Here is a 25070-nt window from a genome sequence, read left to right as displayed (position 1 = left end):
ATCGGTCTGTAACCGCCGTCAAAGACAGCAGTAACAGACCGGTTCAACACCGCTAAATCACTTCATGGCGGTTTTGATCTGCCCGATGGAGCGGAACGGTGGAACGTTGTCGGTGGACGGTGGCAGGCTGTCGGCCTTGATATAAGTGTCGACGTTGTCCGGCGTGATCAGCGTGACCGGGAAGTAGGACGCCAGCGGCAGGTTGTTGGCATCCAGGCCCTTTTCAAGGATCTGGTGAATCAACTCGATGGCGGCAACCCCGGTTTCCGAGCCACTGTTTGTGGCGCTCACCAGCAATTTCCCTTGCTTGATCAAGTCCAGCGCCACCCGAAAACTGCCTGCACCGGAAGCGACCATGACGCTGTTTTTCTTGCCGGCATTTTCCAGCGCGTTGATCGCACCAATGGCAATGAAGTCGTTCTCGGCCAGCACCAAATTGAGCTTTTCGCCCTGGGACGCGAGGATGTCTTCAGTCGCGGCCAGACCACCCTCTTCGGTCCAGTCACCACGCCCCCAGGCGAGCACGTTAAAGCCACCTTCCGGCCAGCTGAAGCTGCCTTTGGCTTTGACTTGCTGGAACAGTTTGAAGCCCTTAAGCATTGCGTCTTCTTTGGAAAGACCCAGCTTGCGCTCTTGCGAACGGGCATAGACGAGCCCGGAGATCATGCCGTTGATTCGGCTTTCGGACGTGGAGTTACCCATCACACCAATGACCATAGCCGCATTGATCACCTTGGCCGGATCGGTCTTGGAGGCGACATAACGACCGGCCTCAAAACCACTGCCATAAGGGTTACCCGTGCTGGTGGTGATCACCGGAGCCTTGGAATCCGGGGCGGTACCCACCGTAATGACCGGAATCCCTGCAGCCACTGCACGCTCAACATCCGATACCGAGCCGAGGACATCGGTAGGGTCGATCACAATCAGATCGACACCCAGGGTAATGAAGTTATCGACCTGCGCACTCTGCTTGGCGACATCACTGTCAGCCACTTGTAGCTCGATATCGTAGTTGTACTTTTTAGCAATGGTTTTCGAGTCGTCGATCATCGAGACAAACCAAGGGTTGCCCAGGGTGATTTCAGTCCAGCCAATACGCAGACGCTCGCCCTTCTTTTTCAGCGGCAAGGCTTTGTTGATCGAAGTGCGATCCGGCATATCGGGATCAATCACACCCGATAACGCCGTGTTAGGAATCAAGCTATAGATTTCATGCTTGCTGGCTGCCCAGGCATGTGTGCCGATAAGCGTCGCCAGGGTAAAAGTCGTGATCGAATGAACAGCTGACAGCTTCATATTATTATTCTCCAGTGCGCTGATTTGAACGGTGTTGCGGGTCTTTCAGTGAGCCGCCCCTGCGGGTTCTGTCGCAGACAGGGCCTGTTTCGAAGGCGGCCATGAAGGTCCGGCCGAATCTAGAATTCGATCCAGGCGGATTTGAGCTCCGAGTACTTGTCCAGCGCGTGCAGCGACCGGTCGCGGCCGTTGCCCGATTGCTTGTAACCACCAAACGGCATGGTGATATCGCCACCGTCGAAACAATTGACCCAGACACTGCCGGCACGCAGCGAACGGATGATCGAGTGGGCCCGCGACAGATCGTTAGTCCATAGGCTGGCGGCCAGGCCATAGGGCGAATCATTGGCGATGCGCACAGCGTCCAGGTGATCCTTGGCGGTGATGACTGACAGCACCGGACCGAAGATCTCTTCCCGGGCGATGGTCATGTCGTTGGTGACGTTGTCAAAAATCGTCGGTGGAATGAAGAACCCGTCGGCTAATACGCCTGTGGCACGTTCGCCACCGAGGATGATTCGTGCACCTTCCTCGGAGCCTTTTCTGATGTAACCCAGCACCCGATCCATCTGCGCCTTGTCGACCATGGCACCCAACTGCGTAGCCGGATCGAGCGGATCGCCGATGGCGATGGTCCGGGCAACTTTCAACACTTCAGCAACAAACTCGTCGCGAATCCCCTCCTCGACGATCAGCCGCGACGGCGCAACGCAAACTTCGCCCTGATTGAAAAACATCGATTTGGCAGCAGTGGTCGCGGCCTTTTCCAGGTCGCGGCAGTCATTGAGAATAATGTTCGGGGTCTTGCCTCCGCACTCCAGCCACACCCGTTTCATGTTCGACTGCCCCGAATACTGCAGGAACAATTTCCCCACTTCTCCTGATCCTGTGAAGACCAGCGTGTCGACGTCCATGTGTAGGCCAAGCGCACGGCCAGCAGTGGGACCAAAACCCGGTAGCACGTTGAAAACGCCTGGCGGAATGCCCGCCTGTGCTGCCAGTTCGGCAATGCGCAAGGCTGTCAGTGGTGATTGTTCGGCGGGTTTGAGGATCACCGAGTTGCCCATCGCCAGAGCCGGCGCGACTTTCCACATCGCCATCAGCATCGGGAAGTTCCACGGTGTCACGGCGGCGACGACGCCGATGGCCTCGCGGGTGATCATACCCAGCGCGCCCGGCCCGGACGGCGCGATTTCGTCATAGACCTTGTCGCAGCACTCGGCGTACCACTGCAGGCACTCAAGCACCGCATGCACATCAAACCCGGCACTTTCGGAGACTGGTTTACCCATGTCCAGCGTCTCGAGCAAGGCCAGTTCCGTCATGTGCTGCTCGAACAGCGCTGCAAAGCGCAGCATGACTTTCTTGCGTTCCTTCGGCGCCAGTTGCGACCACACCCCACTGTCGAACGCCTGGCGCGCGACCTTGACGGTGAGGTCTACATCTTCGGCCTGGCAGGACGCTACGTGGTTCAGCACCTGGCCGTTACGTGGAGAAATGTTGGCAAATGTCTCGCCGCTCAACGCGTCGACAAAACGGCCATTGATGAAGGCTTGTCCCGGCAGTTTCAGGGTGGCGACACGCTGCTGGACCGCAGCGATATCAACGAGATTGTTCATGCTGGTGCGTCTCCTGTTTGATCTTGTTGTAGGCATAGGCGCCAAACGACGATATATCATGCATTATCAAAATCGCAAGCAAAGTAATGCTCAGATTCAAGGTGTTTTATTCACAAGTTTTTTTATTTAAAACGACGTAATCAATCAGAAGCTGACTTCGGTTTTCAGCCCAAAGACCACCACGCTTTTATCGCCACTCAAGCCGCCAGGATTGCTGACGTATTGCACGTTGGGCCGCAGGGTCAGGGCTGGCGTTACGGCGACGCCGTAGTACAGCTCCACCGGGTATTCAGTGTCAGGTGCTGCTTGGGTGTAACCGTTTTGCTGACGAATTCGTTTCGCTGATTTTTCATTCACCTCAAGCCGACCGATCGCCAGGCCGATCTCATCCTGAGGGCGCCCGGCGAAAGGACCGCTGATAAACGCACCGGCATGCCAGACCTTCTCCACGTAGGAGACGTCGCGATCCGATTGAATGAAATTGGCAAATAGAGTCACGCCACGTGCGCTGTTATTCGGGTCCTGGTAGACCCGTTGCTCGGCCAAGGCGTAATAACCGCTGGCTTGATCGTGCTGCTCGGGAGCGTTGCCAGTGAGGCCGATCGGCTGATCGTTGACGTCGCGGTAGACATCATTGAAGTCACCGGTATTGCGCCAGATCCCGGCTCGATAGGCGCCGGGCATACCGTTCAAGGTCGGCTTCCACGCTAACTCACCCACCGCCAGATAACCGGTTGTGCCTGACGGGCTGCCGAAGTTCAGCCCTTGGGAGTTTTCGGTAAACCGTGGATTGACCTGATACAGCGAAGCATTCACGGACAGTTCATCCGTCAGCTTGGCCGCCACCGCCGCGCCCCATTGGCTGACCGGCCAGGTGAACCAGTTAGGCGTAATGTAACCGGGCACAGTGCCGCAGAACGTCAGGTTCTGAAACTTGCAGGAAAACGGGAAGACATCTCCGCTCATGGGCAAGCGGCCAAGTTTGACTACCAGCCGATCGTCCAACAGCGCTTGCTGGTAATAGAACTGCACCAACCGCGTGACGCTGCCATACCCGTAGATTTCCTGAGAGGCCAACAAAGTATTGGTTCCGGCCTCGGAGGTCAGACTTTCACCGTTGCGGTTGGTGAACGTCATCCGGAAAGCCGCGCCCTGCCAGCCGAAGAGTTTCTGCAAATCGAAGTTGGTATCGACCATCAACTGATCGCTGTAAGTCCCTTTGTGCTCTTCCCCTCCCTGGGTGTTGTAGGCAAGTTCGTTGACGTAGGTCAGCTGGAAATCCACACCCTGATCATGCAAGCGGGTGCGCTCGCCGTTCCAGTCACCTAGCAGAAAGTTGTTCGGCGAGTAACTCACCGCTTGGGCTCCCGACAATACGCAAGCACTGAAAAACCCAACACCGACCACTGTGATTTTTTTCATTCTTATATTCCCCGAAACTATTTTTTTTGTTGGTTTTTTATCGTTAATAGTGTTTTTCGAGCATGCAAAACCCCGCCAACCCAAGTGACAGGTCGGTCAAACAACGTCTTCAGAACTTCGTCAGGCGCGAGACGAAACGCCGATCATCGAGCGATCAGCAAAGACTGCGCCTGTTAAACAACGGCGGTTAAAAACACATTCTTATGATGTCGGCGACTTCCTCTTTGCTGTTGATTTTCTTCGGGTGACAGGCCAGGTCCTGGTTGAAACTGGTCCATACGGTTTGTGCAAAATCATCGATCTGATGTTCTTGCAGGCCATAACTGCGGAACGTATCGGTGACGCCCAACGTGGTGAACAGTTTTTCAAGAATGCCTGGCAGACGCTGCGCACGTTCCATCTCCGTGAGGCTCTGCGTCGACGGATCGAGAATCTCGGCCACGCGGGCAAACTTGTCTGCGCACACCGGCAGTGTCCAGCCAATCACATACGGCGTACTGGCCGCGACGGTGCCGCCGTGGGGTGCGTCGGTCATCGCCCCCAACGGTTGGCCCAACGCATGGGAAACCGTTACGCCAGCACTGGCAATCGCCATTCCTCCGAGGGTCGATGCAAAGGCCATACGTGCGCGCGCTTCAACGTCATCGCCGTGTTCGACGCAGCGCTGGGCGTTCGTCGCAAACAAACGAATCGACTCCAGGGCAACCATCTCGACCCAGGGGGTACAGTGAATACTGATGTACGCTTCCAGCGAGTGGCAAAAGGTGTCGACTGCCGTCAACGCTGTCAGCTTCGCAGGTTTCGAAATCAGGATCTGTGGGTCGACCAAAGCAACATCTGGATAGATGAACGGATTGACGATGGCGCACTTAAGGCCCAGTCCGGGATTGTTGATCACCGCAAAAGGGGTCGCTTCGGTTCCAGTCCCGGAGGTAGTCGGCACTACCAGCAGCGGCAACCCGCGGCTTTGCGGTCGAGTCACCGCTTCGCCCAGGCGTTCGGTGTAATCCCAGCAATAACCACCATGTACGGCAACGAGGGCAACGGCTTTGGCTGAGTCAATGGCGCTGCCGCCACCAACCGCAACCACGACATCGCAACCCGCTTCGCGGACAAGCTCAACCGCACGATCGATCGTGGTATGCCGAGGGTTGGGCACGATGTCGTAGAACTCGAGATACGCGATGTCGTGCTCGGCAAAACTGCTGGTAATTTGTGCAACCAGGTCACTGCCCTGAAGAAATGGGTCCACCATCAGGAAGACATTTTTACCGAATGGCTCGACCTTTTCACCCATGCGCTTGATCGCTCCGGCCTCGAAATCGAGTGTGACCGGTAGATTTGCCTGAAATGCTTTCATCAGTTCACCTTTTGTTGTGGCTCTGCGCTGCAAACGGGCTCAACCCGCCAGCAACGAACCGCCTTTTTTATAGAGTTCGCCAAGGTCGCTGGCCGAGATCAGCGCGGCCTTCATTTCATCGAAGGTGACCTCAAACGGCTCGACCTTGCTGGTCTGGTTCGGGTCAGCAGCGGTGCGTGCCACACAGTCGAGTTCGTGTGGGGTGATATCGGCCAGGCCGAGGTCTTCAAAGGTGACTGGTAAACCGATGCTCAGGCAGAACCTCAACACTGCATCCAATTCACCGCTGGATTTGCCTTCAAGCACCAGCATCACCAGCGTTCCGAAGGCCACGTACTCGCCGTGGTACATCGTTGCGCGGCTGCCCAGTTCGCTGAATCCGCAATACACCGCGTGTGCGGTGGCGACGCCATTGTTCTCGAAGCCAATACCGCTCATCAAGGCATTGGCTTCCACCACGCGGTTGAAGGCTTTGGTCACGCATTTGTTTTCACTGGCGCGCTTGGCTTGCAGCCCGTTTTCAAGCAGTACTCGGTAGCACAGCTCGGCGATGGCCATGGAAGTCAGCGTCGATTTGGCGCCGGAGCCGCCCTCCTTCATCCCGGCGCCGGCGTTACCGAGAAAATTGTCCCGGTACGATTCAACGCAGGTGCGGGCTTCGAAATAGGTCGATAAGGCATCCCCCATTCCGGCCACCAACAACCGCACGGGGGCCTGGGCGATGATCCAGGTATCCACCACTACTACATCCGGGCTGCGCTCATAAAACAGCACATCGTCAAACGCGCCTTCCTCGGTGTACAACACCGAAAGCGAACTGGTGGGGGCGTCGTTGGAAACAATGGTGGGCACGATACATAACGGAACCCTGGCTTGATGCGCCACAGCCTTGGCGGCATCCAGGACCTTGCCGCCGCCGACGCCGATCACCCCATCGCATTCAAAGGTGTTCATGCTCGTCGTCAATCGTTGGATTTCCTGACGGGTCACTTCGCCGGAAAAAATCGCGTAGTGCAATTGGGTGTGCTCAGCCTCGAAGCTGGCACTCAGCGTCTGCTTCAGGCTATCCAGGCGCCCCTGGGTGGTAACCACCAATAACCGCCGACCAAACCAGGCAACGTGCCGGTGAAGGCGGTCGAGCTCTTTGTAGCCCTGGATGTAGCGGCCGGGAGCAGCAAATATCTGTGTCATATCAACGTTCATCCTGGCCTCTTCGTGGAGGCTTTTTTTATTGCTTTGAGGACGTGTCCGAGAAGTTCAGCTTCTGGCCAACCGATGATATATCATATTTTATTTTTGACTGCCAACCGTTTTTTGGCTTACCTGTTCGCACAAAATCATCTGGGTTGACGCTTGGGGGGACCAACGATATATGATGCATGAAAACAAGAAAGCACTGTTCGGAGAGAGACATGCACGATTACGTTGTCATTGGAGGCGGGTCCGCGGGCTGCGCGCTGACCGGTCGATTGATCGAGGCTGGCGCCTCGGTTCTACTCATCGAAGCCGGGCCGAGAGATACCCACCCGCTGATCCACATCCCCGCTGGTTTCACCCGGCTGCTGTCCAGTCCACTGCTTTCACGCCACGAAACTCAACCGCAAACCGCCATGGATGGTCGCAAACGAATTCTTCCTCAGGGTCGGGTGCTGGGGGGAGGAAGCTCGGTGAATGCGTTGATCTATATCCGCGGCCAGCAAGAGGATTACGACGACTGGGCAAGCAGCGGCTGCAATGGTTGGTCTTATCGTGAAGTACTGCCTTACTTCAAACGCGCCGAAGACAATGAACGCTTCGATAACCGCTATCACGCAACAGGCGGCCCGCTGGGTGTCTCAGACCTCAAGCAGGTTTGCGAACTGTCTCGGGGATTCGTGCGTGCCGCGCAGCAGGCCGGTATTCCCTTTACAGCGGACTTCAACGGTGAACGCCAGAACGGCGTTGGCTTCAACCAGATCACCGCTCGCAACAATCGCCGTTGCAGTGCGGCTGTGGCTTATTTACGTACCGCTGAAAAATCCGATCGCCTGACGATCATCACCGATGCCACCGTGCAACGAGTCCTGATCGAAGGCAATCAAGCGGTGGGGGTCGAGTACACACACAAAGGCCAGGTGGTGCAGGCGCGTTGCGGTAAAGAAGTGATCCTCAGCGCTGGCGCCATTCAGTCACCCAAGCTGTTGATGCTTTCCGGTATCGGTCCGGCCGAAGAACTTGAACGCCATGGCATTCCATTGCAGCATGCCTTACCCGGCGTCGGTCAAAACCTGCAGGACCATGCGGAAGTCGGAACCATCGCCTACTGCCATGGCAAGTACGGTTACTACGGCCAGGACAACGCCTTCAACACCGTCAAGAATGGCCTGCAGTACCTGATGTTTGGCAGTGGCCCGGTGAGCTCGAACGTCACCGAAGCCTGTGCTTTCGTCAACACCGATAACGCGCAAGAACGACCAAACGCCCAGATGCATTTCGTGCCTATCGTGTTTTTCGACCTCGATCAGGACACGATCAAAAAGCCCGGCGCAACCATCAATACCTGCGTATTACGCCCCATGAGCCGCGGCGAAATCCGCCTGACCGACAGCAAGGCCGACACGCCACCGTGCATTGACCCACGTTATTTCGCCCACCCGGAAGATCGCCGCGTAGCGATCAAAGGGTTGAACCTGTCCCGCGAGATTCTCGCCCAACCGGCGATGCGCAAGTACACCGGCGAAGAGGTCTTTCCTGGACTGAGCGTACGCAGCGATGAAGCATTGCTGAGTTACATCGGCCAGCGCGCCAAGACCGTTTACCACCCAGTGGGAACGTGCAAGATGGGCGACGACGAGATGGCCGTCGTCGACCCTGAATTGCGCGTTCGCGGCCTGCGCAACCTGCGCGTGGTCGATGCCTCGATCATGCCCAATCTGATCTCCGGCAATACCAATGCACCGTCCATCATGATTGGTGAAAAAGCCGCGGACATGATTCTCGGGCGAGACGCGTTGGCAGCTGCCAGCTTTTAGCCCTTGGCACTCGCCGCTATCCACCATTGAAAGAGGAATTTCGTAATGCCTATAAGCGGTAAAACCCGAGTCGTCGTTCATCTCACTTACCCGGCGAAACACCTGCGTACCCCTGAGTTTTTCAATCCGTTACTGGAAAAACTCGGCTATGACGGCGTGCTGGTGCCATGGGAAGTCTCGCCAGCCAACCTGGCCACCGCATGGGAAGGTTTGCGCGGGATTGAAAACCTGGCGGGGGTGATCGTCACTGTTCCGCACAAGCTGGAGGTTGCAAAATTGTGCGATGAACTCAAAGGCACAGCCAGCCTGCTCAACGTGTGCAACGTTGCAAAACGTTTACCTGACGGGCGCTTCAGCGGTCGCATGTTCGATGGCGATGGCTTCGTCGGCGGCCTTAAAAAACAAGGCCATGATCTTCACAACAAGCGTGTGCTGCTGCTAGGGGCAGGTGGCGCGGCCACCGGTATCGCCCACGCATTGCTCGCCGAAGATATTCAAGAACTGGTAATCAGCAACCGCACCCCGGCCAAGGCCGAAGAGTTGGCCCGCGAACTGCGGCAGATTTTCCCCCATCAGCAGGTCAATGCCGGCCCCGCCGACGCGACCGGTTTTGATGTGGTGATTAACGGCACGGCCTTGGGCCTAAAAGCGCAGGACCCTCTGCCCCTGCCGGTCGAGACCCTAGCACCCGGCACGGTAGTCGGCGAAGTAGTGATGAACCCGGACATCACGCCGCTACTGAGCGCCGCCGCCGAGCGTGGCTGCGTCATCCATAAAGGCTCGCACATGATTACTGGCCAGATCGATCTGCTGGCCGAGTTTCTGTTTTCCCAATGTGGCGTTTAAGACGCCCTCTTCCAACACGTAAGGAAAGACCATGAAAAAGACTGCAATCGTGACCGGCGGCGGCTCCGGCATCGGCCTGGCCACTGCACAACGTCTGCTCGCTGACGGCTATGAAGTATTCACCGTGGGGCTCGGCGAACCCGAGCAACGCGTTGAGGGTATCCATTACCAGGAACTGGATGTGACCAGCGACGAGGCGGTGAATGCTTTCTTCGAACAGTTCCAGCGGGTCGATGCCATCGTCAACGCCGCCGGGATTATTGATCACAATCGCGAATGGGAGTTGGAAGGTTTCAGTCGGGTCATGGACGTCAATCTGACTGCGGTATTGCGGATTACCAATGCCGCCCTGCCCGGCCTGAAAGCCGCGCGCGGTGCGGTGGTCAACTTCGCTTCGATGTGGGGAATTTTCGGTTCGGCCAAAACACCCGCCTACGCGTCAAGTAAAGCGGCCATCTCGGAGCTGACTCGCTGCATGGCCGTGGCTTGGGCTACCGACGGTGTGCGGGCCAACGCTGTTGCACCTGGCTGGATTCTGACCAACCTGTCGCGTCGTGCGTTTGAAGACCCGGTCCGCTCGGAAGGCATCATGGCGCGCATCCCGATGAAAAGCTGGGGAGCCCCGGAAGACATCGCCAATGTGATCGCCTTCCTGGTGTCGGACAACGCGCGCTACGTGACGGGTACAACCTTGCCAGTCGATGGCGGGTATTCGATCGCCTGACGTCATCTCGTCGCATGAGTGCTTGACCGTTTAAAAACATGATATATCATGCATCATAACAAGACCGAGCGCTCGGCAACCTGCCGCCGAGCCTCGAATAACAATAAGCAGTGAAACGAGGTGCTGAATGAATCTGGTTTTCGGTTCGCCCGGACGGTACGTCCAGGGCACTGAAGTGCTCGCCCAGGCGGGTACTTATCTGGCGCACTGCGGACGCAAGGCCGTGGTGGTCATCGACAGCTATGTGCTGGGCCTGATCCGGCAACGACTCGATGACACCTGTGCGCACTCCGATGTCGAGTTGCACTACATCACCTTCGACGGCGAGATCACTGCCGACGGGATTGCCGGCCTGCGAATGGCGGCTTCAGAGATCGAGTTCGACATGATCCTGGCGGTCGGTGGCGGCAAGTGCATCGACGCCGGCAAAGCCCTCGCCCACACCTCCGGCCGCGCACTGATCACCATGCCGACCGTTGCGTCCAACGATGCACCCACCTCGAAAAACTACGTGGTTTACGACGCCCATCATCAACTGAGCGAAGTCGGTCACCTGCTGATTAGTCCTCGCTACGTGCTGGTGGACACCTCGTTGATTGCCCAGGCCCCGCGTCAGTTTTTGCTGGCGGGGATTGCCGATGCGCTGACCAAAAAATTCGAAGCCGAGCAGTGCTACAAATCCGGTGGCTTGAACATGTTCGGCGCACGCCCGGCGCTGTCGGGGCTAGTGCTGGCACGCGAGTGCTACCGCATCATTCGTCAATACGCCGAACCGGCACTGGCCCAGGCCGGTACTGGAGAGGTAACTGTCGCCTTCGATCACCTGATCGAAGCGGTGCTGTTGATGAGTGGCCTGGGCTTTGAAAGCGGCGGCTTGTCTATCGCCCATGCGATGACACGCGGCCTATCGAAAATCCCTGGTGCGCAGCAGCAGGTTCACGGTTGGCAAGTGGCGTATGGCTTGCTGGTGCAGCTGGTTCTGGAAGACCGTGACGCCGAACTCATGGGCGATATGTTGAGCTTCTATCAACGTATCGGCTTGCCCCGCAACTTGACCGAACTGGGCGTACTTAACGTCGACGATTCGGTGCTGATGCAGGTGGCCGCCCCCACGTTGAAAGCCCCGCACGCCCGCAACTTTTTCTCGGTATCGGGCGCCGCACTCACCTGCGACGAGCTGATCGGCGCGATGCGTGCACTGGAAGGCCTGACTCACCGAACATTTTGATTGAACGAACCACCACCCCGTTGAAGTTCAAGCCCCGCCACTGAGATTCAACTTCAACAAATTCATGCCTGTGATTGGAGGTAGAGATGTCTGCACCCCGCAAAACACTCGAACAGTGGAAAGCCAGTAACTTTGTGCCTTCCGCCGAGACTGTTATCAAGTTGAAAGACCGGGCGAAATTCGTTCGTCTTGAAACAATCCGCCTGATCGAAATCGCCAAGACCGGTCACTACACCTCGGTGTTTTCCGCCGCCGAATTGTTCTCCGCGCTGTACTACGACGTGATGACGATTCGCCCCGACGAACCGAAATGGCCGGGTCGCGACCGGTTCCTGATGGGCAAGGGCCACGCCGCCGTGGGTCAGTTCCCGATTCTTGCGGACCTTGGCGTGTTCCCCAAGGAGTGGCTCGATGAATACACCCGCCTGGGCAGCCCTCTGGGCGATCACCCTGACATGCGCAAGGTGCCCGGCATCGACTTCTCTTCCGGCTCCATCGGTCACGCCCTCTCCGGCGGCCTGGGCATGTGCCTGGCACAGCGATTCACCGGCGAAGTCTACGACGTGTTCGTCATGCTCGGAGACGGCGAAATGCAAGAAGGCCAGGTCTGGGAAGCCGCGATGAGCGCCGCCCACCACAAGGCCAAGCACTTGATCGCAATTGTCGACCGCAACGGCTTCCAGCTCGACGGCTCGGTCGACGACGTGATCGGCATCGAGCCGTTGGACGAAAAATGGCGAGCTTTTGGTTGGGAAGTGCATGTCATCGACGGCCACAACATTGCCGAAGTGACTGAAACCCTGCGTCGGGTGAAAGCCGATGAAACCCGCGACAAGCCGGTCTGCATCATCGCCAAGACCGTTAAAGGCAAAGGCGTTTCCTACATGGAAACCGAACCCGGCTGGCACCTCGGTTACCTCGATCCGGAAGATGCCAAACGCGCTATCGCTGAAATTGAAGCCATGGAGATCTGAACATGAATGCCCCTCTTTCCCCCAATTCCTGGCAGTACCGTGGCCTCAATGCCCTTAACCCGGGCCTGTCTTATTTGTCCGACGCACTGATCGAACTGACCAAGGCCGGTTACCCGGTGATGGCCGGCTCGGCCGACTTGCAGTACTCCAACGGCCTGAACAAGTTTGCCAGTGAGTACCCTGAGCGTTACCTGCAGTTCGGTATCTCCGAGCAGAACATGGTGACCGCCGCCGCGGGCCTGGCCACCTGTGGCGTGATGCCGTTCGTGGCGACCTTTGCTTCGTTCCTCGGCCTGTTGTGCTGCGAACAGATCCGCATGGACGTCGCCTATTCGGCGCAACCGGTACGGTTGATTGGTCACCACACGGGTATTTCTCTGGGCTTCTACGGCACTTCGCACCACGCCACTGAAGACATCGCCACCATGCGCTCGATCGCTGACCTGGCGGTCGTGTCGCCGGCCGATGGCCCACAACTGGTCGCCGCGATCAAAGCCTCGGCCACCTACGACAAACCGGTGTATTTCCGCATCGGCCGCGGTCGCGATCCGATCGTTTACGAGGACGGTGTTGTCTTCGAATTCGGCAAGGCCCACGAGCACATCGAAGGTGAAGAGCTGACCATCATCGCCTGCGGTATCACCGTGCATCCGGCACTCGCCGCTGCTCGCAAGATGAATGCAGAAGGTCGTTCGGTGGGTGTGATCGACATGGCTTCGATCAAGCCGATCGACCGTGACGCCATCCTGCGCGCCGCGGCTCGCAGCAAACGCATGATGACCGTCGAAGAGCACAACGTGCTCGGTGGCCTGGGTGCGGCTGTGGCTGAAGTCCTGGCGGACGAAGGCGTCGGCGTGAAGCTCAAGCGCCACGGTATCTACGACGAATACAGCCTGATTGCTCCGCCGACGCACTTGTATCAGCACTACAAGCTGGATGCCGCCGGTATCGAGGAAGTGGCACTGGCACATATGAAGGCCTGATCACCTTTCAGGAGCGAGGTTTACCCCATAGCGGGCAAGCTTCGCTCCAGTATTTTCGTCGTATTGGACACCTCTTTTCCTCAGGGAGCCTCACGCAACTCACCTCCACCGACCACACCCCGTGGTTTATGAAGTATCTCGGAGCCAACAATGAATAACATCACCGAGACCATGTCCGATTACTCGACCGGACAGGCCAAAACACGTACCTCCCTGCGCAGAAAGTCATTGATGGCCACTGGCGTCGGCAACTTGCTGGAGTGGTTTGACTGGACTATTTATACCGTCGCGTCGGTGTACATCGCCGCCGCACTCTTCGATAAAAGCAACGCAACTTCTGCATTACTGAACACCCTCGCGGTATTTGCCGCGGGATTTCTATTGAGACCTATTGGCGGCATCTTCTTCGGCATCCTGGCGGACAAGCTGGGCAGGCGCATTGTGTTGCTCAGTACCATGTTGTTGATGGCTGGCGCGAGCCTGCTGATCGCCTTTATTCCCTCTTACGATTCGGTTGGCAGCTGGGCTTCAGGACTCTTGCTGCTGGCCAGGTTGGTACAAGGTTTTGCGCATGGCGGTGAAACCACCACCTCCTACGCCTACATTGCTGAAATCGCGCCGCCGAAACGCCGAGGACTGTGGTCAAGCACGGTGTTTATCGCGGTGGGCTGCGGCTCGTTGCTGGCGACGTTCTACATGGCGCTGCTGACGTCACTGTTGTCCGTCAGTGAGATGCAGGAATGGGGCTGGCGTATTCCCTTCGCGACGGGTGGCCTGTTGGCCGTCTTCGCCTTGTGGCTGCGTCGTAACATGATGGAAAGCGAACACTCGCCAAGCGCTGGCGGTGAATCGACAGCACCAGCCTGGAGTCGTGGCAAGATCATCCAGCACGGCGTTCGTCTGTTTCTGTATGAAGCCGGTGCCACGTTGACCTACTACACATGGGTCACCTCGGCCTCGATCTACGCCATCAGTGTCAAAGGCATGGACCCACGCAGTGCGTTTACCATGAGCTGTATTGCGCAGGTCATCTACCTGGTATTCCTGCCAATCTCCGGCTGGATATCGGATCTCTGGGGGCGGAAGATTTCAGCGTTGATTTCCTTGCTGGGGATTGCCGCCACGCTGTTCCCGTTGTGGGGTTTGATTTCCAGCGAACCGTGGACCTTGATGGTGGCGCAGACTGCAGGCTTGTTGTTGGTGGCCTTTATCACCGGTTGCAAACCGGCTTCGATCTCGGAGCAGATTCCGACTCGCTATCGCACTCGAATGTTTGGGGTATGTATCTCTCTGGGCGTCGCGGTGTTCGGTGGTACAGCCTCCTATCTGACGACCTGGCTGTACTCGGAAAACATTGGCTGGATGTTCAATATCTATTTGATCGTTGTCGCGGTCATTGCCAGTGCCGTGGTGTTCATGTGGAAAAACAATCACGGTGTGCCGATCGACAAAATTTGAACCTCGTTGCTTGTTTTCGCCATTGCGGGCAAGCCCGCCCTTACAGGCATCTCATAACCTATGAGGGCGGGCTTGCCCGCAACTTACTTCAATTGTCGTTACATACCTATCCCCCTAGCGCATTCACCAACGCCGCTTGATTCTGCCACTGTGCGGTCTTCACTTGGGACAGCGCATTCTGCGCAGCCAGTTGCAGCCGCTGAGCATGCAACACATCAAGGAACGGAGTCTCTCCCGCCTGCCAGGCTCGCTGAATCTGCTCGGCAGCTGAGCTGGCTTGACTGGCCGCACTGGCCAGGAAAGTCTGACGTTCGGCATTGCGTTGGGCTGCAGCCAGCGCTGACTCCACCTCGGAAACGGCCGTCAACACGGTGCGTCGATAACTCAGCAACGCCTGCCGCGCCTCGGCATCCCGAAGATCGGCCACGTTGCTCCGACGTCCGCCGTCAAACACCGGCACACTGGCATTCAACCCGGCCAACCAGAACGTCGAACTGGCCAGATTGGCGGCGCTCACACCATCAATCAAAGACCCCAGAGCCGCTGACAGGCTCAAGCGCGGCAACAGATCCGCCTTGGCCACACCGACTCGCGCATAGGCCGCAATCAAGCGTGCTTCGGCGGCGCGTATGTCAGGACGCCGACGCAACAGATCCGCAGGCGTACCGGCGTCCAGCAACGACACCGTCGAGATCTTCGCCGGACTCTCCTTGAACTGCTGATAAAGCGTCTCGGTCGGCTGGGCGAGCAGCACCGACAAGCGATGCAGCGAACGTTGCCAGTTCAGTTGCAGCGCTGGCACTTGGGCGGCGGTGGAGTCCGACTGCGAACGTGCGCGAAGCAAATCCGCTTCAGGACTGTCCCCCGCCGCATACAGCTGCTCAGTCAGCTGCAAGGTCTCAGCCTGGCTGGCCGCACTTTGCTTGACGATCGCCAGGCGCTCCTCCAGCCCTCGTGCTTCGGCGTAGGCCTGGACCACTTCATTGATCAGCGCCACACGCACACCCCGCGCCTCTTCCTCTGTCGCGTTGAGGTCGGCGTCGGCAGCGCGCACACCTTCCCGGATACGGCCGAACAGATCGATTTCCCAGGCCGCACTTAACCCCAATGAGGTCGGCTCGGTGATCAGCGAGTCAGTGAAACCCGCCTGATCCGCCGAGATACGCTGACGAGCGACACTCGCCCCCAAATCGACCTGAGGGCTGCCGGAAGCTCCGGCGATGTTGCGCAGTGCACGCCCGGCATCGATCCGCGCCAACGCAATCTGCAGGTCAAGGTTTTCCCCCAGGGCGCGCTCCACCAGACGGTCGAGCAACGGGTCCTGATAAAGCTTCCACCAATTGTCTGTCACGCTGGCGGGTACAGCCGTTTGAGCGTTGACGAAACTGTCGACCGGCAAGTCGCTCTTGGGCGGCATGACCGGCGAGGCGCAGGCACTCAGTAGCGCGGCCCCAAGTACCAGGCCTGGAACGCTGAGATAATTATTCATGGGCCTCACCCTGTTCAGAATGGTTGGTTTTAGACTGTGCCTGACGCTCGCCACCGGCCATTCGGCGGATCAACACATAGAAGACCGGAGTGAACAGCAGACCGAACAGCGTGACGCCGATCATCCCGAAGAACACCGCCGAACCGACTGCCTGACGCATCTCGGAACCCGCGCCCTCAGACATCACCAACGGCAACACACCGAGGACGAAGGCCAGCGAAGTCATCAGAATCGGGCGCAATCGCAGACGACACGCCTCGACGACCGCATCAACGATGCCTTGCCCCTCTTTCTCCTGCTGCCTTGCCACTTCGACGATCAGAATCGCGTTCTTCGCCGCCAGTCCCACCAGTACGATAAAACCGATCTGAGTCAGGATATTGATGTCCTGCCCCATCAGACGTACGCCACCGGCAGCCGCTAGCAGACACATCGGCACGATCAACAGAATCGCCAGTGGCAGACTCCAGCTGCCGTACTGCGCCGCCAGTACCAGGTAGACAAAAATCACACACAACGGGAAGACCAGGAGGCCCATGTTGCCGGCAGTGGTTTGCTGATAGCTCAGATCAGTCCACTGATAGGTGATGCCGGCTGGCAGCGTCTCATCAGCTAGACGTTCCATCGTCTTGATCCCGAACTCGGAACCCAGTCCCGGCAATGTATCGCCGTTGATTTCCGCAGTAGGAAACAGGTTGTAGCGCGGGAATCGCTCCACACCCAGCGTCTCATGCAGACGCGTCACGCTGGCAATCGGCACCATCTGACCGGCATCGTTGCGCACCTTGACCCGTGACAGATCCTCTGGCGTGACCCTGTACGGCAAGTCCCCCTGCGCCGTCACTCGATACGTACGTCCCACGAGGTTGAAATCGTTGATGTAGGACGAGCCAAAGTACGTCTCGATGGCCTGGTTGATCTGGCTGCTTGGCACGCCCAGCATTTCGGCGCGTTCACGATCCAATTCAACGAACACCTGTGGCGTCCGGGCCGAGAACGGTGAATAGACGCCGGTCATGCCTTGAGTGGCGTTGGCGGCAGCAATCAGGTCGTCGGTTGCTTTGGCCAATGCTTCGGTACCCAGCCCGGCAGTATCCTGCAAACGCATGGAGAAGCCGCCCGTGCTACCCAAGTCTTGAACCGGTGGTGGCGTGGCGACAATGACCGTTGCACCGCCGACCGCTTTCAAACGTTCACGCAAGTCTTCGGCGATCTTGTCCGACGTCAACCCATGCACTTTACGCACGGACCACGGCTGGAACACTGGCGCCAGGCCGGCCGAGTTCGATGAGCTGGTACCGGTCACCATCGAGAAACCGGAGAACGTCGGTACTCGGTCCACACCCGGCACATCCAGGGCAATCGCCTCGATCTGCTGAGAGATTTCGTTGGTCCGCTCCAGAGAGGCACCGTCAGGGAGCTGCACGATGACCACCAGGTAGCCACGATCCTGAACCGGGATGAAGCCCTTGGGCGTCGACACCATTAGATAAGCGGTCGCGGCAATCAACACCGCGTAGATCGCCAGCATCAACGGAGTTTTTGCCACGAGGCCACGCACGCTGCCGGCGTAGCCTGAAGAGAGTTTCAGGAAGCCGCTGTTGAAGCCATCAGCGGCACGCTTGAGCACACCAAAGACGCCTTTTTTCGGCTTCTGATGGGCTTCAGGATCATGTCGACGCAGAATCATCGCCGCCAACGCTGGAGACAGCGTCCTCGCCGGGTGAGTCACCGGTCATTAGCCTGTCGCGGGTCGAACAGATCGGCTACGAGCACTTCGATGCTGTCTATGTACCTGGTGGCCATGCACCGATGCAGGATCTGCTGCACAGCGTCGAGCTCGGAAAACTGCTGAATAATTTCCATGCGCACAGCAAGACAACCGCCCTCGTTTGCCATGGACCGATTGCCCTGCTGTCGACGCTGTCAAACCCCACCGCCTTCACGCGCCAACTCGAAACCGGCACCCAGGCTACGACCTCGGACTGGACCTACGCCGGCTACAAGTTCACGGTCATCAGCAATCAGGAAGAAGAGTTGGCCAAGGGATTATTGAAGGGAGGCGTTATGAAGTTCTATCCGCAAACGGCACTGGAACAAGCCGGCAGCGTATACAGCAGCAACTCTTCACCGTGGACCAGCCATGTCGTCATCGACCGCGAACTGGTGACCGGTCAAACCCTGGTTCAGCGCTGGATGTGGGTAAGGTGATACTCGATCGACTCAAGTCCCAGAACCAAGCGAAAGACTGATCGATTCAACCTCTCACCTTTTCACCGACAGTACATTGCCGCTGGGATTGTCTTTAGGCCGCTGCTTACGCAACGTGTAGGCGTAGGCGTAGGCCTGAAGCTCCTCCACTTGGGAAATAGGGAAACAAATGAAGTGAACAAACCACGACTGGTCGGCCAGGCAGTCATTTACCAAAAATCACGTACAAACAAAGCGCCGCTCAATTAGCGGCATTTTTTTGAGTTTTGGGCGGGAAGCGAGACTCGCAGCGATTACCCCTTCCTCCTCCAGAAAGGAAAGCTTTCTAATCGTGCGTTTTACTCAAGACTATTGTGCTATTTGATGCATTTTTCTCCGGAATGGAGCCGCAGATACTGTCGGTATTCACCCATGGAGTCGCCCTGCATCATGCAAGGCGCAGGAGACCTGATGAACTCACATTTTCAACGTTTGCTCGGCCCCAACAACTTCTCTATCGGATTGGAATTACCGCTGGACAATGATTGGTCCACTGCCGGCCAACGCTTGCGCATGGCGGAAAAGCGCCCTTTTGGCGTCCCCGATCTGAAGCAACATGCCCAACTGGCCGCACTGCCTAAAAGCTACACCAGCTTAAATGGTGAATATGTAACGAACAGCAGCCAAAGCCAATAATCAAACTAAGAGCCTAATGCGAATATTCATGTTCAAAATTGACTCTAATTAGCCAAACATTTCAACAGCTCTTATGCCGCCAACCGAAACGACCTAGCAAACTGTATCGCGCCAACTAAACAGCAAGGTCAATTCTCAGTCAGCGGCAATATTTATCACCTAACAGGCTAACCTGTTGCGCATTTTTTACAGCCTTCGACAACCTATTAACTCCCTCAACGATTTTGTTAGCGGATACAGCACCGTACCCCAATACGACACCGCATTCATTCGGTACTGAAGGAGGCGTTATGAACTTTGGGCTCCCCAATACCAACCCTTCTTTTCGCGCACACTCAATGAGAAATTCTGATTGCAAGTTAAGCTTGAACTTAGCATAAAGATGCAGTCCCGCCTGAGCATTTGAAAGCTCAACGAAGCTACCAAACTCTCTTTGCAGCTCCTGACGTAATAGGTGCTGACGGATAGCGTACTCTTGTCGCATACGTCGAATGTGTTGTGAGAAATAACCTTCTTTTAAAAAATCGGCGAGGGCAGCTTGCAAATATAGTTGCCCAGGCCTGTATATTTTTGCGTTGGTTTCACAGAATTGCTTCGATACATGAGAAGGTACAACGAGATAGGCAAATCGAACGCCTGCAAACATTGCCTTGCTAAATGTACCGGCGTATATGACGCGAGAATCGACGTCCAGCCCCTGCAACGATGGAATCGGTTGCGAGTCGTATCGGAATTCACTGTCGTAATCATCCTCAATCACCCATAAGCCAGACGACCTAGCAGTCTGCAAAAGCTGCAGTCGCCGAGCAAGGGGCATGATGACGCCGGTCGGATACTGGTGAGAAGGGCTCGTTACCACCAAACGGGAGCCGTCCGGCACTTGCTTTGCTCTCAGAGCCAAGCCTTCTGAATCTACATCCCTCCCCACCACGTTCAATCCTGATGCCGCCAACACCGTAGGAAACGCCCAATGACATGGATTTTCAACTATGGCGGTATCTCCAGGATCAGTTAAAAGTCTAGCGCAAAGATCAATGGAATGATTTGTTCCTGACGTGACGATGACTTGATCAGGATTACAATTAACAGAACGGGATATATTCAAGTAACTTGATATGGCCTCTCTAAGTGGGAGGTAACCTCCGCCATCCATAGCGTATCCGGACATCTCGATATCTGTTTTACCCAAATGCCGAGCTATCAGTCGTTTCCAGAGATGAAATGGAAACATCGTAACGTCTGCAACACCTGGCACAAACGCTCCTGAGCTTTGATTCAATCCGCCGGGTAGTGTTTCGAGCAACTGACCTCTTTGTGAGATATCCAAGCTGTTTTTTGTATGACTGACTTCGGATCCAGTTGATAACGGCACACTCATCGTTGGTGCAACAAAGGTTCCGCTGCCGGTCTCCGCAATCAGGTAGTTCTCGTTAATCAACCTCTCATAGGCTAGCGCTACCGTAACGCGAGATATACCTAAGTCCTGCGCAAGAGCTCTAGAGGAAGGCAGCTTTTGTCCTGCCAAAAGCGAATGGTTAAGAATCGCTCGACTGACCAGCTCATATATCTGCTTTTGCAGCGAAATGCTGCTATCTCTGGAAAGCGCACCGGTGAGCAGATCGGTGAGCAGCACATCTTTCATCGGATTGGCCCTATCAGATAAACCTGCAATCACTCATTCCTAAAGCCACTTCCCGGGCTCGTCAACTCCAATCGTGAACATGGATTCACTCCTTACTTCGATGTGTGTCGACCAAAAAGCCGTGGATCAATACAAATTCATTCCACAGACCCTACTCTGCACCCGCTAATACAGCCCAATTACTTTTCTGACCCTTCGGACATTGAGTTGGCTAGAGAGGGGATTCGCATCGGACGGGAAATCATCAGCCAGAAGGCCTTTGACCCGTTTCGTGGGGAGGAATATGCGCCAGGAGCAGCCCTGCAGACCAACGCCCAAATTGATGAGTATTTGAGGATGAATGTCGAATCAATTTATCACCCGGTGGGCACATGCAAAATGGGTTGGGATGACGCCGCTGTCGTCGATGACAGGCTCAACGTGCACGGCATTGAAGGGCTGAGGGTAGCGGACGCGTCTATCATGCCAACGTTAGTCAGTGGTAACACCAATGCCCCCACAATCTTGATCGCAGAGAAAGCTTCGGACATGATTTTGGGTAAACACGCCTGCAGGGTTCAGCTGAGTCCTCCTTGAACAGCGCTAAGACAGTTCGACTCTCTTAGAAAACTGGAGAACAATCAGAAATCTTCAAATCATTTCGGGGCGATTCAATATTGATTGGGGTGTCATACCCATCAACGCGCATCAGGTTTTGATACAGCCCATGGGGCAACGCATTGATTCGCTCAAGCGTGGCCGCATGGCTGCGCTCGAATATGAATTGCGCCAGATTCTCGAGATCGCCCAGGCCGAATTCGTTCATCATTTCCATCAGTCGGCGGTGGCCGATTTCATTACACGCGGCCAGGGAGTAAATGTCGCCGACTACCTGGCGGCTTTCACGCACGTTATTACGAATGATGTGCACCAGATCGCGGTCCACGGTGCCACGCTCGGCGAACTTCATGATCGGAATGAAAATCCCCTCCTCATACACCTCGTTGGCGTCCGGGCCGAAGCCACGCCCACCGACATCCACTACGTGGGCGGTGCAGGCAAAAAAACCTACAAGGCTTCCCGCGCGAAAGCTCGGGGATACCACCGTAAAATCGTGCAGGTGACCCGTGCCCTTCCATGGGTCATTGGTGATGTACACATCACCTTCAAAGAGGTTGTCGCGGCCGATATCACGGATGAAATGGCCGACCGCCTCGGCCATCGCATTCACGTGTCCCGGGGTTCCGGTCACTGCCTGGGCGATCATCTCGCCGGCCTGATTGAACACCCCGGCAGAAAGGTCGCCGGATTCACGCACACTTGTACTAAACGCTGTACGGATCAGCGTCAGGGCCTGCTCTTCTACGACCGAAATCAGACGATTCCACAATTACGACATAAACCTGGACATATTTGACTGTTTCGTCCAAGTAACTTAGAGAAAAATTGCGTATCTCCGATACTTGCCCACGAGGTTTCTCATGACGCCGCTTCAGCAGCCTATTCACACGCCGATCAACGCCGCGAGCACAGCGGCCCAAGTTATGGCAGATGTTGATCTGTGGGGTGGCGGTTGTTCCGGGCTGGGTAACCTCGAAGAGCCTGGCCGACACTGGTGCGCACGCTATCGTGCCTGCCAGAGATCTGGCTCGCGCGTGCTCGCCTTCGATGAGGATGCAAAGCACTTTCCCTACCCCTGCTCGAAGGACCGTCTCCGTTCATTGATTGTGTCGGCACGATGTCGGTGCAGGACGATGCCAAAGGCGGGACGTTGGCGTCCTGGTCTAGCACCTTTCTTGTCCAGGGCGCAGAGGAAACACAGGTCGTTGCGCATTTAGAGGCGCTCTGTCGAACAGGGCTGCAACGCCTGAAGGCCGTCATCGAGTCCAGGCACTGGGACGGTAGCGGGTTTATCCGCGGCTCATGAAAGATTGTAGGCGTGGCACCATAAAGTCGAGGAACGTCCGGATGCGTTGGGGCACATGCTGACCGCCCTGATACAGCGCGTGGACTTCTTCGCAGTCGTGACCGGTTTGCGCGAGCACCTCGACCAATCGGCCGGCGGCTAGGTCCTCGTCAATGTGATAGTCGGCCAATCGGGCAATCCCCACCCCAGATATGGCCATACGCCGAACGGTCTCACCATTGTTGGCTTGCAGGTTGCCCTGGATGATGCGATCAACAATGCGGCCACTTTGATGCATGGGCCAGACCGGACTTGCACGTCGGAAACTGAAGCTTAAGCAATTGTGCTCGCCGAGCTCTTCGAGGGTCTCAGGGATACCGTACTTTTCCAGATAAACGGGTGAAGCGACTATCTTTCGGCGTGCGACACCGATCGTCCGCGCTCGCAGTGTCGAATCGTTCAATACGCCGACCCTGAAAGCAATGTCCGTTCGATCCAGGTACATGTCGACGATGTCATCGCACAGGGACAGGTTGATTTGAATATTGGGATGAGCTTCCCAGAAAGCCGGCAAATTGGGTTCGATCGCCAGCGTACCGAACGCTACCGAGGAATTGATGCGTACTGTTCCGCGAGCTTTCTGTGCACCTTGCGCCAACACTCGCTCGACATCATCGAGCTCTGCCAGCAACGCATTACTGCGTTCATAGTAAATACGCCCTTCATCCGTCAACGACAGCTTGCGTGTCGAGCGCTCCAGCAGGCGAACGCCCAGACGCAACTCCAGGCGAACAATCAATTTGCTGACCGTTGAAGGCGTCATCAGCATCTGGCGTGCGGCTTGCGAAAAGCTACCGGCATCGACAACCCGCACGAAGACCGACATCTCACCTGCTCTGTTATCCACGTCATTCCCCCTCTGAGTCATTAGTGAAAAAATATCACAAGTTCTTCACGGAAAATCACAGAAGTAATGTGATGGTGCTCACTTAACTTATGAATAAAATTCACATGCATAACCCAATTCAACAACCCGATGCACTTGTCAACATCCGGCGCAGTTGTGAAAAAAACTCACAGAACATGTGAAGCGTTGCCAGGTTATCAGCGAACTAGCCAGCGCCTACGCTCTTGAGCATCATCAAGCGAGGGAAAGGTTTCTATGAGCACATTCTTTGACCTCTGCCGGGCTGGTGTGTTGACGCTATGTAATCGCATCGCAATAGCACCGATGACCCGCGCTCTCAACCCCGAGGGCTTCGCAAATGAACTGACCGCGCCTTACTGCTGCCAAAGGGATAGCGCCAGACTGAACACTCCCGAGGACACTCCGATTTCAAGCTCGGCTAAAGGTTTTCTGACCCTCCCACGCATCGACACCACACCACACCACAGGTTAACGGCTGGCGCAAAGTGACTCAGACTGTCCACGATGCTGGCAGCGTTATCTTTACGCAGCTATGGCATATAGGACGTGTAGTCAAGCTCGCTTTTCGGTGGCGTATTCCCTACGCACTCACCGAGCTAGCTGGCCTGGCTCGGTTTGAGTTGCTCACTACGCTTGGAAAACATAAATCGCTTGAGTCGCGAGATCTCATGGGGCGGTTTTCATTAACTGCTTTGTGATGGTGAATTTGCTTATACATCGCCTTCACCTTCTGATCGATACTCCCGAGGCGCTTCATCGAATGTATCCACAAGGCATGCATTTGCTCAGGGTTTATTTGGTCGAGACTAGGATGGGAAGTCATGCTGCCGCCTGTGCCAGAGAGGGTTGTGGGAGGCGATAGACGGATGGGCCAATGACGATTCTGACGTTGAGGGTATTGCGTCCGTTTAAAGCGCGGACAAAATCGGCCAAATGGGGCGAGCTCGGAAGGTGTGCTCGCAGCCCCCTACCGCCACGTGGCCTCTGACAGAGAAAAGGCGCTTCCAAAATGGGAATCCGAACTCAATGCCGCCGTAACCCACTCATTCACTGCAGGGCACGGGCTGGTGATGATGGCCAGTGAGCGTATTTTGTTGGCTTAGCCGAGTTTTCATGAATTCTGTTTCGAAAAAAGAAACGTTATAATATATTATTTGTGACGTATAATCGCAAAACCCAAAAGGGAGACAGTAAAAACCGAGGGGGGCGGCGCTCTATTTTGTCTGTATTTATATAGCTAAAGTAGGAGGGGCAATCGTGCGGTTGTGTATGGATTCAATCCTATTGCGGCGGGAGTGGCGTGGGGGATATTAAGC

The 25070-nt window shown here is 56.2% G+C and carries 20 protein-coding genes and 1 pseudogene; 11 read left to right on the top strand and 10 right to left on the bottom strand.

The window, feature by feature from the left end:
• Window positions 1-57 precede the first annotated feature (57 nt).
• The 5 genes from ACYZTY_RS12290 to ACYZTY_RS12270 all read right to left on the bottom strand — a co-directional run bounded on the left by ACYZTY_RS12290 (window position 58) and on the right by ACYZTY_RS12270 (window position 6891).
• The gene (locus ACYZTY_RS12290; RefSeq protein ID WP_461958707.1) at window positions 58-1299 is read right to left on the bottom strand and encodes a sugar ABC transporter substrate-binding protein; all 1242 of its coding nucleotides are present in this window, start codon (window positions 1297-1299) and stop codon (window positions 58-60) included.
• 119 nt (window positions 1300-1418) lie between these two features.
• Entirely contained in the window at window positions 1419-2918 is a 1500-nt protein-coding gene (locus tag ACYZTY_RS12285) for an aldehyde dehydrogenase (RefSeq protein ID WP_461958706.1), read from the bottom strand.
• Between the two features lie 144 nt (window positions 2919-3062).
• Entirely contained in the window at window positions 3063-4340 is a 1278-nt protein-coding gene (locus tag ACYZTY_RS12280) for a carbohydrate porin (RefSeq protein WP_461958705.1), read from the bottom strand.
• A gap of 187 nt (window positions 4341-4527) precedes the next feature.
• Window positions 4528-5700, bottom strand: coding sequence for an iron-containing alcohol dehydrogenase (locus tag ACYZTY_RS12275; RefSeq protein ID WP_461958704.1), 1173 nt, complete (start codon window positions 5698-5700; stop codon window positions 4528-4530).
• A gap of 39 nt (window positions 5701-5739) precedes the next feature.
• Entirely contained in the window at window positions 5740-6891 is a 1152-nt protein-coding gene (locus tag ACYZTY_RS12270) for a glycerol dehydrogenase (RefSeq protein ID WP_461958703.1), read from the bottom strand.
• Window positions 6892-7112: 221 nt separating this feature from the next.
• On the opposite strand from ACYZTY_RS12270, the gene ACYZTY_RS12265 reads away from it, so the two are divergent.
• The 7 genes from ACYZTY_RS12265 (at window position 7113) to ACYZTY_RS12235 (ending at window position 14924) form a co-directional block, all read left to right on the top strand.
• Window positions 7113-8711 carry a GMC family oxidoreductase gene (locus tag ACYZTY_RS12265; protein ID WP_461958702.1) on the top strand — a complete coding sequence of 533 codons (1599 nt, stop codon included), beginning with the start codon at window positions 7113-7115 and terminating at the stop codon, window positions 8709-8711.
• 45 nt (window positions 8712-8756) lie between these two features.
• Window positions 8757-9557: a shikimate dehydrogenase family protein gene (locus tag ACYZTY_RS12260; protein ID WP_461958701.1), complete on the top strand. Its 801-nt coding sequence runs from the start codon at window positions 8757-8759 to the stop codon at window positions 9555-9557.
• 31 nt (window positions 9558-9588) lie between these two features.
• Window positions 9589-10281, top strand: a complete 693-nt coding sequence (locus ACYZTY_RS12255; RefSeq protein WP_461958700.1) for an SDR family NAD(P)-dependent oxidoreductase — start codon at window positions 9589-9591, stop codon at window positions 10279-10281.
• Between the two features lie 127 nt (window positions 10282-10408).
• Entirely contained in the window at window positions 10409-11509 is a 1101-nt protein-coding gene (locus ACYZTY_RS12250) for a glycerol dehydrogenase (RefSeq protein ID WP_461958699.1), read from the top strand.
• Window positions 11510-11595: 86 nt separating this feature from the next.
• Window positions 11596-12483, top strand: a complete 888-nt coding sequence (locus ACYZTY_RS12245; RefSeq protein WP_307337118.1) for a transketolase — start codon at window positions 11596-11598, stop codon at window positions 12481-12483.
• Between the two features lie 2 nt (window positions 12484-12485).
• Window positions 12486-13466 (top strand): transketolase family protein, encoded by a 981-nt coding sequence (locus tag ACYZTY_RS12240; RefSeq protein WP_461958698.1) that lies wholly within the window; start codon window positions 12486-12488, stop codon window positions 13464-13466.
• A gap of 150 nt (window positions 13467-13616) precedes the next feature.
• Window positions 13617-14924 carry an MFS transporter gene (locus ACYZTY_RS12235; RefSeq protein WP_461958697.1) on the top strand — a complete coding sequence of 436 codons (1308 nt, stop codon included), beginning with the start codon at window positions 13617-13619 and terminating at the stop codon, window positions 14922-14924.
• A 106-nt stretch (window positions 14925-15030) separates the two neighbouring features.
• Here ACYZTY_RS12235 and ACYZTY_RS12230 read toward each other — a convergent pair whose 3' ends face one another.
• Window positions 15031-16413: an efflux transporter outer membrane subunit gene (locus tag ACYZTY_RS12230; RefSeq protein WP_461958696.1), complete on the bottom strand. Its 1383-nt coding sequence runs from the start codon at window positions 16411-16413 to the stop codon at window positions 15031-15033.
• Complete coding sequence (locus tag ACYZTY_RS12225) at window positions 16406-18103, bottom strand: efflux RND transporter permease subunit (RefSeq protein WP_461958695.1); 1698 nt, start codon at window positions 18101-18103, stop codon at window positions 16406-16408. Before ACYZTY_RS12225 ends, ACYZTY_RS12230 begins: the two co-directional genes overlap by 8 nt.
• A gap of 23 nt (window positions 18104-18126) precedes the next feature.
• Here ACYZTY_RS12225 and ACYZTY_RS12220 point away from each other — a divergent pair.
• Together ACYZTY_RS12220 and ACYZTY_RS12215 are read left to right on the top strand one after the other, a co-directional pair.
• Window positions 18127-18665, top strand: a pseudogene (locus ACYZTY_RS12220) (DJ-1/PfpI family protein); the annotation flags it as partial.
• A 409-nt stretch (window positions 18666-19074) separates the two neighbouring features.
• Window positions 19075-19299: a hypothetical protein gene (locus ACYZTY_RS12215; protein WP_461958694.1), complete on the top strand. Its 225-nt coding sequence runs from the start codon at window positions 19075-19077 to the stop codon at window positions 19297-19299.
• Between the two features lie 139 nt (window positions 19300-19438).
• On the opposite strand, the gene pdxR is transcribed toward ACYZTY_RS12215, so the two are convergent.
• Entirely contained in the window at window positions 19439-20941 is a 1503-nt protein-coding gene (pdxR, locus tag ACYZTY_RS12210; protein ID WP_461958693.1) for a MocR-like pyridoxine biosynthesis transcription factor PdxR, read from the bottom strand.
• Between the two features lie 102 nt (window positions 20942-21043).
• On the opposite strand from pdxR, the gene ACYZTY_RS12205 reads away from it, so the two are divergent.
• Complete coding sequence (locus ACYZTY_RS12205) at window positions 21044-21517, top strand: GMC oxidoreductase (protein WP_461958692.1); 474 nt, start codon at window positions 21044-21046, stop codon at window positions 21515-21517.
• A 25-nt stretch (window positions 21518-21542) separates the two neighbouring features.
• On the opposite strand, the gene ACYZTY_RS12200 is transcribed toward ACYZTY_RS12205, so the two are convergent.
• Window positions 21543-22310: a hydantoinase B/oxoprolinase family protein gene (locus ACYZTY_RS12200; protein ID WP_461958691.1), complete on the bottom strand. Its 768-nt coding sequence runs from the start codon at window positions 22308-22310 to the stop codon at window positions 21543-21545.
• 520 nt (window positions 22311-22830) lie between these two features.
• A complete protein-coding gene (locus tag ACYZTY_RS12195) occupies window positions 22831-23733 on the bottom strand; it encodes a LysR family transcriptional regulator (protein ID WP_461958690.1) in 903 nt (300 codons plus the stop codon).
• A 506-nt stretch (window positions 23734-24239) separates the two neighbouring features.
• On the opposite strand from ACYZTY_RS12195, the gene ACYZTY_RS12190 reads away from it, so the two are divergent.
• Window positions 24240-24452, top strand: coding sequence for a hypothetical protein (locus ACYZTY_RS12190; protein ID WP_461958689.1), 213 nt, complete (start codon window positions 24240-24242; stop codon window positions 24450-24452).
• The last annotated feature ends 618 nt before the right edge of the window (window positions 24453-25070 follow it).

The organism is Pseudomonas sp. LB1P83, from assembly GCF_054897885.1.
This window is presented reverse-complemented; position numbering and strand designations above follow the sequence as displayed.